This is a genomic window from Chitinimonas sp. (genome assembly GCF_036568685.1).
In the GTDB taxonomy this organism is placed as follows: domain Bacteria; phylum Pseudomonadota; class Gammaproteobacteria; order Burkholderiales; family Chitinimonadaceae; genus Chitinimonas.
This window is the reverse complement of record NZ_DATCSC010000051.1, coordinates 27,249-42,989: the sequence shown is the minus strand read 5'-3', so window position 1 is coordinate 42,989 and position 15,741 is coordinate 27,249. Positions and strand designations below refer to the sequence as shown.

The 15,741-nt window shown below is 61.5% G+C and carries 17 protein-coding genes; 14 read left to right on the top strand and 3 right to left on the bottom strand.

Annotation, left to right across the window (positions count from 1 at the left end; translation table 11 throughout):
- Positions 1-6: 6 nt before the first annotated feature.
- The 10 genes from lpxD to VIM95_RS08445 all read left to right on the top strand — a co-directional run bounded on the left by lpxD (position 7) and on the right by VIM95_RS08445 (position 8,945).
- Positions 7-1,041 carry a UDP-3-O-(3-hydroxymyristoyl)glucosamine N-acyltransferase gene (gene lpxD, locus VIM95_RS08490; protein ID WP_331984605.1) on the top strand — a complete coding sequence of 345 codons (1,035 nt, stop codon included), beginning with the start codon at positions 7-9 and terminating at the stop codon, positions 1,039-1,041.
- Between the two features lie 26 nt (positions 1,042-1,067).
- Positions 1,068-1,529 (top strand): 3-hydroxyacyl-ACP dehydratase FabZ, encoded by a 462-nt coding sequence (gene fabZ, locus VIM95_RS08485; protein ID WP_349258182.1) that lies wholly within the window; start codon positions 1,068-1,070, stop codon positions 1,527-1,529.
- A 9-nt stretch (positions 1,530-1,538) separates the two neighbouring features.
- A complete protein-coding gene (gene lpxA, locus VIM95_RS08480) occupies positions 1,539-2,315 on the top strand; it encodes an acyl-ACP--UDP-N-acetylglucosamine O-acyltransferase (RefSeq protein WP_331984603.1) in 777 nt (258 codons plus the stop codon).
- An 11-nt stretch (positions 2,316-2,326) separates the two neighbouring features.
- Complete coding sequence (gene lpxB / locus VIM95_RS08475; protein WP_331984602.1) at positions 2,327-3,499, top strand: lipid-A-disaccharide synthase; 1,173 nt, start codon at positions 2,327-2,329, stop codon at positions 3,497-3,499.
- A gap of 5 nt (positions 3,500-3,504) precedes the next feature.
- Positions 3,505-4,086 carry a ribonuclease HII gene (gene rnhB / locus VIM95_RS08470; protein WP_331984678.1) on the top strand — a complete coding sequence of 194 codons (582 nt, stop codon included), beginning with the start codon at positions 3,505-3,507 and terminating at the stop codon, positions 4,084-4,086.
- Between the two features lie 109 nt (positions 4,087-4,195).
- Entirely contained in the window at positions 4,196-5,050 is an 855-nt protein-coding gene (gene motA / locus VIM95_RS08465; protein ID WP_331984601.1) for a flagellar motor stator protein MotA, read from the top strand.
- Between the two features lie 23 nt (positions 5,051-5,073).
- Positions 5,074-5,970, top strand: coding sequence for a flagellar motor protein MotB (gene motB / locus VIM95_RS08460; RefSeq protein WP_331984600.1), 897 nt, complete (start codon positions 5,074-5,076; stop codon positions 5,968-5,970).
- The gene (locus VIM95_RS08455; RefSeq protein ID WP_331984599.1) at positions 5,967-6,692 is read left to right on the top strand and encodes an SAM-dependent methyltransferase; all 726 of its coding nucleotides are present in this window, start codon (positions 5,967-5,969) and stop codon (positions 6,690-6,692) included. Before motB ends, VIM95_RS08455 begins: the two co-directional genes overlap by 4 nt.
- Entirely contained in the window at positions 6,689-8,098 is a 1,410-nt protein-coding gene (locus VIM95_RS08450; RefSeq protein WP_331984598.1) for a hypothetical protein, read from the top strand. The genes VIM95_RS08455 and VIM95_RS08450 overlap by 4 nt, the downstream gene beginning before the upstream one ends.
- Before the next feature lie 73 nt (positions 8,099-8,171).
- Positions 8,172-8,945 (top strand): RNA methyltransferase, encoded by a 774-nt coding sequence (locus tag VIM95_RS08445; protein ID WP_331984597.1) that lies wholly within the window; start codon positions 8,172-8,174, stop codon positions 8,943-8,945.
- Here VIM95_RS08445 and VIM95_RS08440 read toward each other — a convergent pair.
- Both VIM95_RS08440 and VIM95_RS08435 read right to left on the bottom strand, forming a co-directional pair.
- Positions 8,925-9,842: a DMT family transporter gene (locus tag VIM95_RS08440; protein ID WP_331984596.1), complete on the bottom strand. Its 918-nt coding sequence runs from the start codon at positions 9,840-9,842 to the stop codon at positions 8,925-8,927. The genes VIM95_RS08445 and VIM95_RS08440 overlap by 21 nt on opposite strands.
- Before the next feature lie 118 nt (positions 9,843-9,960).
- Positions 9,961-10,731: a phytanoyl-CoA dioxygenase family protein gene (locus VIM95_RS08435; protein WP_331984595.1), complete on the bottom strand. Its 771-nt coding sequence runs from the start codon at positions 10,729-10,731 to the stop codon at positions 9,961-9,963.
- 258 nt (positions 10,732-10,989) lie between these two features.
- On the opposite strand from VIM95_RS08435, the gene VIM95_RS08430 reads away from it, so the two are divergent.
- The 3 genes from VIM95_RS08430 to VIM95_RS08420 are packed head-to-tail and all read left to right on the top strand — an operon-like array spanning position 10,990 to position 12,833.
- Positions 10,990-11,514 carry a PilZ domain-containing protein gene (locus VIM95_RS08430; RefSeq protein WP_331984594.1) on the top strand — a complete coding sequence of 175 codons (525 nt, stop codon included), beginning with the start codon at positions 10,990-10,992 and terminating at the stop codon, positions 11,512-11,514.
- Complete coding sequence (ung, locus tag VIM95_RS08425; protein ID WP_331984593.1) at positions 11,504-12,178, top strand: uracil-DNA glycosylase; 675 nt, start codon at positions 11,504-11,506, stop codon at positions 12,176-12,178. The genes VIM95_RS08430 and ung overlap by 11 nt, the downstream gene beginning before the upstream one ends.
- Before the next feature lie 55 nt (positions 12,179-12,233).
- Positions 12,234-12,833: a glutathione S-transferase family protein gene (locus tag VIM95_RS08420; protein WP_331984592.1), complete on the top strand. Its 600-nt coding sequence runs from the start codon at positions 12,234-12,236 to the stop codon at positions 12,831-12,833.
- A gap of 67 nt (positions 12,834-12,900) precedes the next feature.
- Here VIM95_RS08420 and lplT read toward each other — a convergent pair whose 3' ends face one another.
- Positions 12,901-14,193: a lysophospholipid transporter LplT gene (gene lplT / locus VIM95_RS08415; protein ID WP_331984591.1), complete on the bottom strand. Its 1,293-nt coding sequence runs from the start codon at positions 14,191-14,193 to the stop codon at positions 12,901-12,903.
- Positions 14,194-14,479: 286 nt separating this feature from the next.
- Between lplT and VIM95_RS08410 the strand changes: the two genes are divergently transcribed.
- Positions 14,480-15,706 carry an aspartate kinase gene (locus tag VIM95_RS08410; protein ID WP_331984590.1) on the top strand — a complete coding sequence of 409 codons (1,227 nt, stop codon included), beginning with the start codon at positions 14,480-14,482 and terminating at the stop codon, positions 15,704-15,706.
- The last annotated feature ends 35 nt before the right edge of the window (positions 15,707-15,741 follow it).

The following is a 15,741-nucleotide window of genomic DNA, read 5'->3' as shown; positions in this document are numbered from 1 at the left end:
ATTGCAGTGAGTTTCCGCTTATCCGACTTCGTCGCGAAACTGGGCGGCGAACTGGTCGGGGATGACCTGGCCATACGCCAGGTCGCCGCATTGGAGACCGCTCGCGCTGACGAACTGGGCTTTCTGGCCAACCCCAAGTACCGCAAGCAGCTGGCCGATTCCGCCGTTGGTGCAGTGGTACTGGCGCCCGAAGCGAGCGAGCTGACCGACAAGCCGCGTATCGTCGTCAAGAACCCTTATCTGTACTTTGCCAAGGTTTCGGCGCTACTCAACCCGCCAGTACGGCCGGATAACGGTGTACATCCAAGCGCGATCGTCGCGCCAGACGCCAGCCTTGCTGACGACGTCAGCATCGGTCCCTACGTGACCATTGGCGCCGGCGCCAGGATCGGCAGCGGCACCGTAATCGAAGCCGGCTGCCGGATCGGTGCCGGTGTCGAGATCGGGGAGGGCGGCTGGCTTTACCCCAACGTCGTGATCTATCACGGCTGCCAGCTTGGTCAGCGTGTCACCATCCATAGTGGAGTAGTGATTGGCGCTGATGGTTTCGGCAACGCCTGGGATGGCGAAGCCTGGTTCAAGATTCCACAGATCGGCCGCGTGCTGATCGGCAACGATGTCGAGATCGGCGCCTCCACCACCGTGGACCGCGGCGCGCTCGGCGATACCGTGCTTGAGGATGGGGTACGCCTGGATAACCAGATCCAGATCGCGCACAACGTCCACATCGGCAAACACACCGCCATGGCTGGCTGCGTTGGGGTGGCAGGCAGTACCCATATCGGCGCCTACTGTACTTTTGGCGGCAGTGCCATGATCCTCGGTCACCTCGAGATCGTCGACCGGGTCAACGTCATGGCGGGTACCCTGGTCGGCAAGTCCGTGCTCAAGCCCGGTACCTATGTGGGCCAATACCCGGTCCAGTCTCATGAAGACTGGCTGGCCAACGCCTCGCACCTGCGCAGACTGGATGCGATGGCACAAAGACTGAAAGAACTGGAACGTAGAATCGGCCGGCAAGACGCCGATCAGGGAGCCTAGACATCATGACCCAAGCACTTGAAAAAATGGACATCCAGGGCATCCTGGAACACCTTCCGCATCGCTTTCCCTTCCTCCTGATCGACCGTATTACCGAGATCGAACCGGGCAAGCGCATCGTGGCCTTGAAGAACGTGTCCTATAACGAGCCCTTCTTCGTCGGCCACTTCCCCAAATACCCGGTCATGCCGGGTGTGTTGATCATTGAAGCCATGGCCCAGGCCGCCGGCGTGCTCAGCTTCAAGACCACCGGCGAAAAGCCCAAGGATGGTTACCTTTACCTGTTTGCCGGCATCGACAATGCCCGCTTCAAGTCTCAGGTCGTCCCTGGCGACCAGATGCTGATCGAAGTCACCATCGAGCGCCAGGTGCGCAATATCTACAAGTACAAGGCGGTTGCCCGCGTGGGCGAATGCGTCGTGGCCGAGGCGGACCTGATGTGCGCAAAAGTGCCGACCAGCAGCACTGCCGCCACGCCGGCAGCCTAAGGAAGAAGTATGGCGTCCATCCACCCCAGCGCCGTCGTCCACCCCGGCGCCAAGCTTGCCGATGACGTGGAGATCGGCCCGTTCAGCGTGATCGGTGAACACGTCACCATAGGCGCCGGCACCCGTGTCGGCCCGCACTGCGTGATCGAAGGCCACACCACCATCGGCAGCGGCAACGTATTTCACGGCTCGGCCTATATCGGCTGCGCACCGCAGGACAAGAAGTACGCAGGCGAGCCTACCCGGCTGACCATAGGCGACAACAACAGCATCTACCAGTTCGTCACCATTTCTACCGGCACCAGCCAGGATGAAGGTCTGACCAGCCTGGGTGACGACAACTGGATCATGGCCTACGTGCATATCGCGCACGATTGCCATATCGGCAGCCATACCATCCTGGCCAATAACGCCACCCTGGCGGGTCACGTGCATGTGGGCGACTGGGTCTTCCTGGGCGGCTTCACCACGGTGCACCAGTTCTGCAAGATCGGTGTTCATGCCATGACGGCCTTCACCGCTGCCGTGACCCAGGATGTGCCCCCCTTTGTTACCGCCGCAGGTAACCGTGCCGCACCTGCCGGCATCAATAGCGAAGGCCTGCGTCGTCGCGGCTATACCGCGCCGCAGATCACCGAGATCAAGCGTGCCTACAAGGTGTTGTACCGCCAAGGCTTGAGTCTGGAAGACGCCTGCGCCGAAATTGTGGCCCGTGCCGGCGACCATCCGGAGCTGCAGCCCTTCGTCGAGTTCTTCCCCACCGCCACGCGCGGCCTGATCCGCTGACGGTCCGCCGCATGTTGTCCTTGTTCGACGGTCATCAAGGCCCGCGGATCGCCATCGTGGCGGGCGAATCATCTGGCGACCTGCTGGGAGCCAGCCTGATCGAAGCGATCAAGCGTCGGGTGCCAGATGCGCGCTTTGCCGGTATCGCCGGCCCCAAGATGCAGTCTGCCGGGGCCAAGAGCCTATTCCCGATCGAGAAACTCGCAGTACGCGGCTATGTCGAGGTACTCAAGCACCTGCGCGAGCTCTTGGGCATACGCAGCGAGTTGCGCCGTGCCTGTCTGGCGGAAAAGCCAGATCTATTCATTGGCATCGATGCGCCGGATTTCAACCTGGGCCTGGAGCGCAAGCTCAAGGACGGCGGCATTCCGACCGTGCACTATGTCAGCCCCTCGATCTGGGCTTGGCGCGGCGAGCGCATCCACAAGATCAAGGCGGCCACCAACGAGGTGCTGTGCCTGTTCCCGTTCGAGAAGCCGCTCTACGACGCGGTTGGCGCGCGCGCGAGTTACGTGGGCCACCCACTGGCCGACGAGATGCCCATCGCGGTCAACAAGGCCGAGGTGCGGGAGGTCTTGGGACTGCCCGAGCACGGCCTGGTATTCGCCTTGCTGCCCGGTAGCCGGGTCAGCGAGGTGGAATTTCATGCCGAGCTGTTTATCGAGACGGCGCGGCAGCTGCACGAACGCTACCCGGCCGCCCAATTTCTGGTGCCGCTGGTCACGCGTGAGACGCGCGACCTGTTCGACACCGCCCGCTACAAGCACAAGGCGCTGGACCTACCCTTACGGCTGATGTTCGGCCATGCCCAGGAAGCCATGCAGGCGGCTGATGCCATTCTGGTGGCGTCCGGCACCGCCACGCTGGAAGCCATGCTGACCAAGCAACCCATGGTCATCACCTACCGGATGACGGATACCACCTACAAGCTGGTGAAGAAGAAGCTGCGCCTGCCGTATGTGGGCTTGCCCAATGTGCTGGCCGGCCGCTTCGTGGTGCCCGAACTCCTGCAGGCCGACGCCACTCCCGAGAACCTGGCGCAGGCGCTTAGCAACTGTGTCGAGGACAAACGCCTGGGTGAATCCTTGCGCGAGCTCTTCACCCAGCAGCACGAAGGCTTGCGGCAAGACGCTGCCGAGCGCGCGGCCGATGCCATCGTGCCTTATCTGCGAGGCCGTCGTTGAGCTTGTTGGTGTGTGGCGTGGACGAAGCGGGCAGGGGCCCGCTCGCCGGCTCCGTGTTTGCCGCTGCCGTCATCCTGGGTGACGGCCACGGCATAGAAGGCCTGGCCGACTCCAAGGTACTCAAGCCTGAACGTCGCGAAGCGCTGGCACTGGCCATCCGTAGCCAGGCGCTGGCCTGGTCGGTGGCCAGCGCCAGCGTTGCCGAGATCGATAAGCTCAATATCCTGCACGCCACCATGCTGGCCATGCGTCGTGCTGTCGACGGTTTGCAACATGCGCCTGCCGAGGCGCTGATCGATGGTAACCGGGTACCGCCCGGTCTGCCTTGCCGCGGGCGCGCGATCGTACGCGGCGACGCCCTGGAGCCAGCCATCTCGGCCGCGTCCATCCTCGCCAAGGTGGCGCGCGATGCCGAACTCGTGGATCTGGAACAGGTTTATCCCGGTTACGGCTTCGCCATCCACAAGGGCTACCCCACACCGGCCCACCTGGCAGCCTTGGCCGAACTTGGCCCCTGCCCAGCCCATAGACAAAGTTTCAGTCCGGTGAGGCAATACCTTAATGAGCGTCAAACCCGTCTCTGGTAAGGTTTGCGACAGTTTGAATTTGTCATTCACCCCGCTCCACCACTAATATCCAACCGTTGCGCACTTTTGCGCGCCAATCGGCCAATAGCGCCCCTGGGAGCAGTACTCGATGTTCGTCATCATTGGCTACATCTTCATGAGCGCCTGTATTTTCGGCGCCTATGCCGCCCATGGCGGTGAATTGCATGTGCTGTGGCAGCCGGTAGAACTGGTCATCATTTTCGGCGGCGGTCTTGGCGCCATGATCGTAGCCTATGGCTCCAACCTCAAAGGCATCCTCAAGGCGGCTCCCGGCGTGCTCAAAGGCTCGCCCTACGGCAAAAGCTTTTATATGGACCTGTTTGCACTGATGTTCGAAGTACTGTCCAAGGTGCGCAAGGAAGGCCTGATGTCGATTGAAGGCGACGTCGAAAATCCCGACGCCAGCCCGCTGTTTGCCAAATACGCCAGCATTGCCAAAGACCACCACGTGGTCGAATTCATTTGCGATTATCTGCGCCTGATGGTCGGCGGCAATCTGAATGCCTTTGAAATCGAAAACCTGATGGATGTGGAAATTGAAACCCACCATCACGAATCAGAAATACCAGCCCAATTCTTCGCCAAGCTCGGCGATGGTCTACCAGCCTTTGGTATTGTGGCAGCGGTGATGGGCGTGGTTCACACCATGGGCTCGCTGCACCTGCCGCCGGCAGAACTGGGCAAGCTGATCGGTGCAGCCCTGGTCGGTACCTTCATGGGTATTCTGCTGGCCTATGGTTTCGTCGGCCCCTTGGCGACCATTCTCGAGGGCAAGGCCAACGAGAGCACCCGCGTCTTCCAGACCATCAAGATCACATTGCTGGCCAGCCTGAATGGCTACGCCCCGCAGGTAGCGGTCGAATTCGGCCGTAAGGCCATGGAAGGACATATCCGTCCTTCCTTCCTCGAGCTTGAGGAATACGTGAAGAACAAGAAGGGCTGATCGTCAGTTAAGGGGAACGCGCAATGAGCGACGATTCGCAACGGCCCATAGTCGTCAAGAAGATCAAGAAGGGTGGTCACGGCCACCACGGCGGCGCCTGGAAGATCGCCTACGCCGACTTCGTGACTGCCATGATGGCCTTCTTCCTCCTGATGTGGCTGTTGGGCTCTTCTACCAAAGGCGAGCTGCGCGGCATCTCGGAATACTTCCAGAACCCCTTGCGCATCGCCATGAGCGGTGGCTCCGGCGCAGGCGATTCCACCAGTGTGCTGCAGGGTGGCGGGCTTGATCTGTCACGCAAGGCCGGTGCCTATCGCCGTAGCCCGGAGCAGGGTGAGAGCCGCAAGCTCGAGGATCTGAAGAAGAAACTCGAGGACGCGATCAAGAACACCTCCACCGGCAAACTCGCGCAGTACAAGGACCAGATCCTGCTCGACATCACTCCCGAAGGATTGCGGGTACAGATCATCGACCAGCAGAACCGGCCCATGTTCAAGAGCGGCAGCGCCCAGATGGAAAACTACGCGGGCGACATCCTGCGGGAGATCGCCGGCATTCTGAACGACGTACCCAACCGGCTATCGCTGTCCGGCCATACCGATGCTGCGGGCTTCTCGAACGGTGACAAGAGCTATTCCAACTGGGAGCTCTCGGCTGACCGGGCCAATGCCTCGCGCCGGCAATTGCTCACGGGTGGCATGGACGCGGGCAAGATCTTGCGGGTAGTCGGCCTGGCCGACTCAGTACCCTTCGACAAGGACAACCCTGCCAACCCGGTCAACCGCCGCATCAGCATCATCGTGCTGAACAAGGAAGCCGAGCAGAACATCATGAAGCTGGCTGGCAAGCAGGCCGGTGAACCGGAGCAGGCCGACAGCGCAGCCGAAGCCATCCAGGCTGGCGCTACAGGAAAGCCGTGAGGCCAGCCCCGCTGGCGCTGGGCATCCAGCTGCTGGCTGCCGCCGTTGCCACTGGCCTCACCATGCTGATGAGCTGGCCGGCACTAGTCTGGCTGGTTTGCCAGGCAGGGCTCGCCCTAGCGCTGGCCATCTGGGCAGGGCAGCCACGCTGGTGGTGGCTGATCCACCTGCTGTTTGCGCCGGCGCTGGCGTTTGCGCTCTGGCTGGCCATTCCTCCCTGGCTGTACCTGGTAGCCTTTGTGCTGACTTGGCTGGTCTTCGGCCGTATCGACCAGAGCCGCGTACCGCTCTACCTAAGTAATCAGGCTGCGCTCGATGCGCTCAATAAGTTGGTCCCGGCACAATCCCGTCTGCTCGACGTCGGTGCCGGTACCGGCACCGTGTTGGCGCGACTGGCGCGCCGCGCGGATCTGAATGTTAGCGGGGTGGAACATGCTTGGCTGCCCTGGCTGCTGGCCTGGCTAAGGCTTAAGCTGTCTGGCAGCCCGGCCCGGTTGATACGTGGCGACCTGATGGCAGTGAGCCTGGCGGACTATGATGTGGTTTATGCCTTTCTGTCGCCGGCCGCCATGCCCGCGCTGTGGACCAAGGCGAAGCAGGAAATGCATCCTGGCGGCCTATTGATCAGCAACAGTTTCGCCGTGCCCGGTATAGTGGCCGACGAAGTGTTTGAACTTCACGACTGGAAGGGCGGAAAGCTCTATATATGGCGAATGCCGTGACTGCCAATCAAGCCACCCCCGCCGCATCCGCGGATGAACGGCTGCAAGCCTGGCTGACCTTTTGGGAACGTCGACCGCTGCCCATTCTGCAATCGACCAAGGCCGCGCTGGCCGGCCTGAGCGGGCGGGCAGAGACGGCCCGTACCGACGAGATCGTCGAACTGGTCCTGCGTGACCCCTTGCTGACCGCCCATGCGCTACGCCATATCAATCAGCGTGACCGCGGCAGCCTGAGCAGCGACGTAGTCGCCATCGAAAGCATTGTGCTTTTGATGGGTATCAATACCTTTATCGAGCAATTTGGCCGCCTGCCTACGGTGGAATCCTTGTTGCTACCCAAGCATGGTCGGCACTATTTCTCCTTGCTCAAGGAGATTGCTGCCGCACGGCTGGCTGCCCGCCTGGCCCGGGACTTTGGCAACCTGCGCTACGATGCGCGCATAGACGAGATCTACGTCACCGCCTTGCTCGGCCACTTGCCGCGCATGCTGCGCTTGCTCGAGGCCGGCCTGCCTGACACGGCACCACAGGTCGAATTGGCGCAGGTCGCCTTGCCGCTGTTCGCTCGCTGGCGTCTGCCGGAAGTCTTCAACACGCTGTTGGATGACAGCGGCACCAGCACCCAGCGCAGCATGCTGCATCGGGCTGCGTTGCGGTTATCCGCCCATCTGCAGCAAGGCTGGTGGCAACAGGGCGTCACCGAAGATGTCCATTTGGCTGCACACGCGTTAGGGGTGGAGGAAGCCGAAGTATGGCGCCTGATCGCCGTGGCGCTACTCCACTTCGCCCGCAATGACTGGCCCTACGCGCAGATATTCCCGCCGGCCCGTTGGCTGGCCATGCTGCCCGGTGAATGGCCACGGCCCAAACCCGCCGCCACCGAACCGGCCAAGCCCAGCCTCAACGACATCATGCGGGAACTGCAGCGAGCCGGGCAGAGCGGTGCCTCCTTCAACCAGATCATGGGGCTCGCCATCCGTGCCCAGGCTGAGGGCATAGGCTTCAAACGCATTCTGTTCGGCCTTTTGATGGCCGGTCACAACACGCTGAAGACACGTTATATCGTCGGCGCAAGCGAAGAAGACCCGCTGCGGCAGTTGCAGATCGACCTCGCCACGCCACACATCTTGACCAGGCTGATGCTCAAGCCCCAGTCGATCTGGCTGAATGCCGGCAATCGCACTCAGTTCGATGCACTCTTGCCACGCAGCCTCAAGCAAGCCACAGCGGGCGGCGACTTTCTGGCCATGTCCCTGTTTGTCGAGGACAAGCCGGTTGGCCTCTTCTATGCAGACAACCGCGGCGCCCCGCTGACTGAGGCGCAATACACGGCCTTCAAGCAGGTCTGCCAGATGACCGGTCAAGCCCTCACTCGCCAAGCCAAGCGCAGCGAGCTAGGCAACTAGCCCCCGACAACACGGGCTGCATGGCAGCCCGCTCTTTCCTACTCCACCGGCCCCACACGGTGTCCCCATTGCCATGGATCTGATTCAATCCCGTCAAAACCCGCTGGTCAAAACCTGCATCAAACTGGCCGGCCAACGCCGTGAACGCCTCAAGAGTGGACTCACCCTGCTCGATGGCCCGCACTTGCTGATGGCGGCACTCGACGCCAGCCTGCCACCCGAGCGCGTGCTGGTGGCGCAAAGCGCTCTGGACCGGCCCGAAATCCAAGCCTTGCTGGCCAGAACCACGGCACCGAAAGCCCTGTTGGACGATGAACTCTTCGCCAGCCTGAGCGAACTGGAGTCGATCAGCGGCATCCTGGCACTTTGGCGCTATCCAGAGGCGCCCGCAGCTCGAAGCCGTGGGCTGGTTCTGGCGTTGGATGGTGTGCAGGATCCGGGCAACGTAGGCTCGATATTGCGTACGGCAGCCGCAGCGGGCGTCGAACAGGTCTGGCTCAACCCGGCCTGCGCCGATGCCTGGTCACCCAAGGTGTTGCGGGCCGGCATGGGGGCGCACTTTCTGCTGCCCATCCTGGAGCGGGTGGAGTTGCCGGCACTGCTTGCGCAGTTTTCAGGGAAGGTCGCCGTCACCGCCTTGGCGAACAGCATCTCGCTCTACCAGGCAGACCTACGTGGTGATCTGGCCTTGGTCATGGGCAGCGAAGGTAGCGGGGTAAGTACCGAAGTAATGCAGCAAGCCGGTCTGCGCCTGACCATACCGATGCGGCCAGGGCTGGAGTCACTCAATGTAGGGGCGGCGACCGCCATCTGCCTATACGAACGGCTACGCCAGGCTGGCGGCTAGCCGAGACCAGCCGCGCCGGCGCAGCCAAGCGGCCACATCTGCCAGCATGATCACGTTGCCCAAGGCTGCACAGGCTATGCCCGCTACCGTCCAGCTTTGCCAGGCAAATCCCTCGAACAGCCCAGAAAGCAGCAACGCTACGATAGGTACTGCCACGGCTACATAGCCGGAACGTGCTGCGCCGATCCGCCCCAACAGGGTCAGATAAGCAGCGAAGGCCAGCACGGAGCCAAAGCCGGCAAGGTAGAGCAGGGCAAGCAGATAGCTCGGACGGCTATCCCACACCAGGGGTTGGCCGCTCAGCAGGGTAAAGACCAAAGCCGTCGAACCGCCCACCAGCATGCCGTAGCCTATGCTGGGCAAGAGTGGCAGCCCAATATTGCGGTTACGCTGCGCCGCCAGATTACCCAGCGAGGCCAACAAGGCGGCAGCGAGGCCACAACCTACTCCCAGCCAACTCGACGCCGCACGCACCTCGCGCAACTCCGGCCAGAACACCAGCGCAATGCCCACAATGCCCAGGCCAGCCCCCAGCATCGACTTGCGGTCGATAGGCCGACCAAAGGCCAGCCGCATGCCGACCAGGTTCATCACCACCATGCTGGAATTGAGCACCGCCATCAGGCCCGAGGCAATATGCCGCTCGGCTTCGTACACCAGCATATAGCTGACGCCGAACATCAATACCCCCTGGAGTGCCGCCCAGGCAAACTCGCGCAAGGAGAAGCGCAAGCGCTCGCCGCGCAGCACACACCAGGCCAGCAGCAGACTACCCGCCAACAAGAAGCGGTAGGCCACCGAAGCACTGGCAGCGACCTGGCCGTATTGGAAGGTAATGGCAAGCCAGGTGGAACCCCAGATGAGGGTCGCCACCACATAGAGCAGGGTATTGGGCATGGCGGGCTTTCAGACAGGTCGGGCCAGCATAGCGCAGCCCCCGCCGCCAGAGCAGGCACAGCCCAGCCGCCTGCTCACCGACTGTCATGGCCAGCATGACGACACACTCGTGCCGGGTTCAGTCCAGCTTGATAGAGGGCAAACTGGCGCTACGCGAACCGGGTAGGGGCAGGTTGTCCTGGCGATGATAGCCAAAGACCAGCGAGTACTTGACCGCGTCGGTCCGGTTCCAGCCCGCGGCGTGGAAGGTCTGGGCATGGAAGAACACCACATCCCCTGGCTCCAGCTCAGGAAAGATGGCGGCCTCGATCAGGGCCTGGTTCTCAGGCAGGTCGGCGCGCAGGAAGGCACGGTTCTCAAAACGTTCCGGCCCGATCTCCATACGATGTGTACCAGGCAGAAAGCCCAGGCAGCCGTTGTCACGCACTTCCTTGCCCAGGGCCAACCAGACCGAGACCAGATTGCCGTCCTCGAAACTCCAGTAGCGGATATCGCGATGCCAGTGGGTCACGCTGGAGAAGGCCGGTTGCTTGGTCATCAGGCTGTTGTGGTGTGCCTGGGTGAGGGCCACGTGTTCGCTACCCAGCAATTGCTTCACCCTGTCACCCACCCGAGCATCCAGCGCCCAACGCTGGAATATCGGGTCACGCGCATAAACCTGCTGCAGGCGGCGTGCCGTTGCGCCACCTTCTGCGTTCCTTGAAGTAGGCGCACCCGGGTAATGGGTATCGGCCTCGTACTCGATCGGCTCCACGGCGCGGGCCAGATGGTCCTTGCCAACTTCAAGCAGAGCCTGACACAGGGCAGGGTCCGCCAAGCCACGGACAATGACAAAACCCTGCGCTTCAAAAGCAGCAAATTCGGTGGGGCTGAACGGCAGATTCGACATGGTGCGGTATTCAGAAGGGGAGGAGCGGCCAGAGCCAGCATGAATAGACAAGCAACGGATTCATTCTACTCCGCACCCTGTCCCTGCGGGAAAGCCCGGCCGGCTTTCTTGACCTGACGCAAGGCAGAACTGCCGTCGCGGTATACTGGTGCAGCTGTCCGCCCAGCGCTATCCGTGCCGCCGCGGGAACCAACACCCCTATACCGCTACCCTAACAACATCCGAGACAGCGAGCATCTCGCGTCCAAGGAGTGCACGATGGCCCCGACCCTGACGATCAAGCTGGATGCCCCGCTGGCCTGGCAAGCCAGCGCCGGCACAACGAATACGGATGGCGTGTTGCTGTTGCGCGTATTGGCGCTGCAGGAAGCCGCCCCGCCACATCTGGATGAAGAAGACGGACCAGATGCCTTGCGTTGGCAAGCCATGGAGGCTCGGCTGGACCTGACCTTGCAGCTCCTGGGCCAACTGCTGGCCCGCGGCGAGCCGGCACCGCCGGCGCGCACGCTGGAGCTGAGTGGCGAGGGCGCGCGCTGGCAGTCCACGGCCCCGCAGGCCGTTGGCAGCGAAGGGTTGTTGGCACTGTATCTCTCGCCCAGTATTCCGCAAGCCCTGCAATTGCCCGCCCGCGTCACCCAATGCCAGGAGATCGCAGCCGGGCAATGGCAGATCGAAGTCAGCTTTCAGCACCGGGATGCCGAGCTGCAGGACTGGCTGGAAAAAACCATCTTCCGTCGCCATCGACGCGAAGTCTACGAGCGCAAGCATTCGCATGACACCTGACATTCCGGCTGCGTGGCGGCCACTCCTGAACGCGCAGACCGCGCAGCCCTACTGGGCCGAGCTACATACTTTTCTTGCCAAGGAAGCCAGCAAGGGCAAGCTCATCTACCCGCCTGCTGCACAACGTTACGCTGCACTGGAAGCGCTGGCACCGGAGTCGGTCAAGGTCGTCATTCTCGGCCAGGATCCCTACCACGGCCCGGGTCAGGCGCATGGCCTGAGTTTTTCGGTACCGATTGGCGTCAAGCCGCCGCCCTCCTTGAAGAATATCTTCAAGGAAATCGCTCGCGATCTCGGCCACACGCCACCACAACATGGTGATCTCAGCGCCTGGGCCAGGCAGGGCGTGCTCTTGCTCAATAGCGTCCTGAGCGTGGAGTCCGGCTTGGCCGGCGCGCATCGAAAACGTGGTTGGGAGCGTTTTACCGATGCACTGGTATCCCAGCTTGCAGCGCAACAGGAGGCCATCGTCTTTATGCTCTGGGGGGCCTATGCAGAGGCCAAGGCGGAGTTGATCGACCCTGCGCGGCATTGCATCCTGCGCTCGGTCCATCCCTCACCACTGTCAGCGCATCGCGGCTTCCTGGGCAACGGTCACTTCTCTGCCGCCAATGACTATCTGCAAGCCCATGGCAGAGCACCGATCGACTGGGCGCTCAACTGATCGACGCGGCCTCCAATTGCACACCACCATTGAAGACAAGGAGCATAGGCAAGCGATGTATACCGTGCACGGCATGGCCCTCTCGGGCAATTGCTACAAGCTCAAGCTGGCGTTGGAACAACTCGGCTTGCCCTATCGCTGGCAGGAGCTTGACGTCCGCGACGGCAGCACCCGCACTCCAAACTTCCTGGCCAAGAACCCCAATGGCAAGGTGCCGGTATTGGAGTTGCCGGATGGCAGCTTTCTCTCTGAATCGAATGCCATTCTCAGCTACCTGGCCGATGGCAGCGAACTCTGGCCACGCGAGCGGCGGCAGAGTGCCGAGGTCATGCAGTGGTTATTCTTCGAGCAGTACAGTCACGAACCCTATATCGCCACGGTGCGTTTCTGGTTGCGCTTTACCGACCGGGCCGAGGCACTGGCCGAAGAGATCGCCAAGCGTCGAGTGCAGGGCTACCGCGCGCTTGATGTCATGGAGCAGCGGCTGCGCGACCATGACTATCTGGCGGCTGACCGCTACACCATTGCCGATATCGCGCTCTATGCCTATACGCATGTGGCAGAAGAGGGCGGCTTCAGTCTTGCCGACTATCCCGCCGTACGAGCCTGGTTGACACGCGTCGCCGCCATGCCCGGTCACGTCCCCTTGGGCTGAGAGATCGCGCCGGAAAAAGAAACGCCTCTCCACGGAGAGGCGTTTCTTTTTACCGTTTCTACATTACTCAGTCGTGCATGATGCCGGCCGCTATGCCGCGCTTGTGGCGCCGCATGATGTAGAGCATGGAGATCATCAGCAAAAGGCCAAAACCGATGATGATGCCGTACATGGGCGGTATACCGCCCAGGTGTTGGAAGTAGGCCAGGGCCTCACCGCGCATATTGTCACTGAGCGGGGTGCTGAAATATTTCACCAGAAGGGCGTGGGCGCCCACCATGACCAGGATGCCAAGGTTCTCGTTGAAATTCTGCACGGCAATCGAGTGACCGGCGCCCATCAACATATGGCCGCGATGCTGGAGCATGGCGTTGAGCGGAACCACAAAGAAGCCGGCCATCGCACCAACCACGAACATCTGCACCGAGGCGATGGCCACATTGTGGATAGCCAGCATACTGAGCACGATCAGGCCCATGGCCACCCCGGCAGGCAGCACACGGAAGGCTTCCTTCAAGGGGATCAGGCGACCGGCAATGATGGCCCCGGCAGCAGTGCCAAAGGCCACGATGGCAACCAGGAAGGTGGCTTGCTGGAAGTTGAAGCCCAACCAGATGATGGCCCAATTGATCACCACCAAGCGCATGGTGGCGCCAGCCCCCCAGAACAGGGTCGTCACCGCCAGCGATAGCTGGCCCTGCGGGTCGCGCCAGAGCTTGACTACGCAATCCCAGAATTCGCGGACCAGATAGCCCGGGTTGAAATGGATGGGCTTGAGTTCGACATTGAGCTTGGGTACATAGAGATTCACCCACGCCGCCGCCAAATAGAGCAGCGCCAGCACGATCAACGCGAACATCGGTCCGGAGATCATCGCCAACGGCGTGGTGGCCAACCAGGCCGCCACGCTCGGGCCTGCGATCCAACCACCGAGCACAGTACCGAAAATGATCGCCCCCACGGTCGCCCCCTCCAGCCAGCCGTTGGCCGCCACCAGCTGATCATGCGGCAGGTATTCGGTCACGATGCCGTACTTGGCAGGGGAATAGGCGGCTGCGCCGAAACCCACGATGGCATAGGCGAACAAGGGCGGCAAACCGACCAGCATGCCGATACAACCCGTGAGCTTGATGCCGTTGCACAGCATCATGGCCCGCCCCTTGTGCATCGAATCGGCAAATGAGCCGGCAAAGGGAGCCAGGACCACGTAGGAAACGGTAAAGCACCAGAGCAGCATGGACTGATGCCAAGCTGGGGCCTGCTGAGCCTTCAGGAGAGCCAGCGCGGCGATGAACAGCGCATTGTCAGCCAGCGCAGACAGAAACTGCGCGGCAAGGATGGTATAGAAACCGCGATTCATCAGCTTGCGTCGCTTGGCGAACCAAGGCGCGTTGTGGAGGAAGCGGCTTTATACCATATGCACCTGTCCGAATGATGCTGCAGCGCCGCAGGCAGGCCGCCCCAAGACAGCCATGACCATACCGGTATTGAGCAAGACCGCATTCGCACCCTCCGTGCTGGCTTATAGCCCGACCATCCATCAGGCGGACCGAAATATTCTAATTAAGGTAGTCACCGCCTCCTTGTCTTCAGGCAAGGCTTTCTTTAGATTCGATTACTTTCTATGCAATACCCTGAGGGAAGGAATGGCGCTAATCGTCCAGAAGTACGGCGGCACATCCATGGGTTCGCCTGAGCGAATCAAGAATGTGGCTCGTCGCGTAGCAAGATACCGATCTGAAGGTCACGACGTCGTAGTGGTCGTGTCTGCCATGAGTGGAGAAACCAATCGTCTGATCGCGCTGGCCAAGGAAATTCAGGCCCAGCCCGATCCACGTGAGTTGGACGTGGTCATCTCGACTGGTGAACAGGTCACCATTGGCCTCCTGTCGATGGCGCTGAAGGATATCGGACTCGATGCCCGCAGCTACACCGGCCCTCAAGTCAAGATCATGACCGACAGCGCCCACACCAAGGCGCGTATTCAGCATATCGACGATGCCGCCATCCGCGCCGACCTGCAAGCAGGCCGTGTTGTCGTGGTGGCCGGCTTCCAGGGTGCTGACCCGGAAGGCAACCTCACCACCCTGGGCCGCGGCGGCTCGGACACCACTGGCGTTGCCCTGGCCGCAGCGCTCAAGGCCGACGAGTGCCAGATATATACCGATGTCGATGGCGTCTACACCACCGACCCGCGCGTGGTGCCGGAAGCTCGCCGGCTCAAGACCGTCACCTTTGAGGAAATGCTGGAAATGGCCAGCCTGGGCTCCAAGGTGCTGCAGATCCGCTCGGTCGAGTTCGCCGGCAAGTACAAGGTCAAGTTGCGCGTCCTGTCCAGCTTCCAGGAGGAAGGGGAGGGGACGCTGATCACATTCGAGGAAGAAGACAATATGGAAAAGGCCATCATCTCGGGCATTGCGTTCAACCGTGACGAGGCTCGCATCAACGTAACCGGCGTACCGGACAAGCCCGGTATTGCCTACCAGATCCTTGGCCCGGTGGCGGATGCCAATATCGACGTCGACATGATCATCCAGAACGTCGGCGTGGAAGGCCATACCGACTTCTCCTTCACCGTACCGCGCAGCGAATACCAGAAGGCCCTGGGCATCCTGGAAGGCGTACAAGGCCACATTGGTGCCAAATCGATCTCCGGTGACGACAAGATCTGCAAGGTGTCGGTCGTGGGCGTAGGCATGCGCTCGCATGTCGGCATCGCCTCCACCATGTTCCGCACGCTGGCCGAAGAGGGCATCAACATTCAGATGATCTCTACTTCCGAGATCAAAATCTCGGTAGTGCTGGACGAAAAGTACCTCGAGCTGGCGGTGCGGGTGCTGCATAAAGCATTTAATCTCGATCAAGAGCCCTGAACGCTTGACGGGGCTTAAAGGCGCCGCTATAGTGC

Excerpts from the sequence above, each read along its gene's own strand:
- fabZ (WP_349258182.1), top strand. The coding sequence starts at position 1,068 with ATGGACATCCAGGGCATCCTGGAACACCTTCCGCATCGCTTTCCCTTC.
- lpxA (WP_331984603.1), top strand. The coding sequence starts at position 1,539 with ATGGCGTCCATCCACCCCAGCGCCGTCGTCCACCCCGGCGCCAAGCTT.
- lpxB (WP_331984602.1), top strand. The coding sequence starts at position 2,327 with ATGTTGTCCTTGTTCGACGGTCATCAAGGCCCGCGGATCGCCATCGTG.
- motA (WP_331984601.1), top strand. The coding sequence starts at position 4,196 with ATGTTCGTCATCATTGGCTACATCTTCATGAGCGCCTGTATTTTCGGC.
- motB (WP_331984600.1), top strand. The coding sequence starts at position 5,074 with ATGAGCGACGATTCGCAACGGCCCATAGTCGTCAAGAAGATCAAGAAG.
- VIM95_RS08445 (WP_331984597.1), top strand. The coding sequence starts at position 8,172 with ATGGATCTGATTCAATCCCGTCAAAACCCGCTGGTCAAAACCTGCATC.
- VIM95_RS08440 (WP_331984596.1), bottom strand. The coding sequence starts at position 9,842 with ATGCCCAATACCCTGCTCTATGTGGTGGCGACCCTCATCTGGGGTTCC.
- VIM95_RS08435 (WP_331984595.1), bottom strand. The coding sequence starts at position 10,731 with ATGTCGAATCTGCCGTTCAGCCCCACCGAATTTGCTGCTTTTGAAGCG.
- VIM95_RS08430 (WP_331984594.1), top strand. The coding sequence starts at position 10,990 with ATGGCCCCGACCCTGACGATCAAGCTGGATGCCCCGCTGGCCTGGCAA.
- ung (WP_331984593.1), top strand. The coding sequence starts at position 11,504 with ATGACACCTGACATTCCGGCTGCGTGGCGGCCACTCCTGAACGCGCAG.
- VIM95_RS08420 (WP_331984592.1), top strand. The coding sequence starts at position 12,234 with ATGTATACCGTGCACGGCATGGCCCTCTCGGGCAATTGCTACAAGCTC.
- lplT (WP_331984591.1), bottom strand. The coding sequence starts at position 14,193 with ATGAATCGCGGTTTCTATACCATCCTTGCCGCGCAGTTTCTGTCTGCG.
- VIM95_RS08410 (WP_331984590.1), top strand. The coding sequence starts at position 14,480 with ATGGCGCTAATCGTCCAGAAGTACGGCGGCACATCCATGGGTTCGCCT.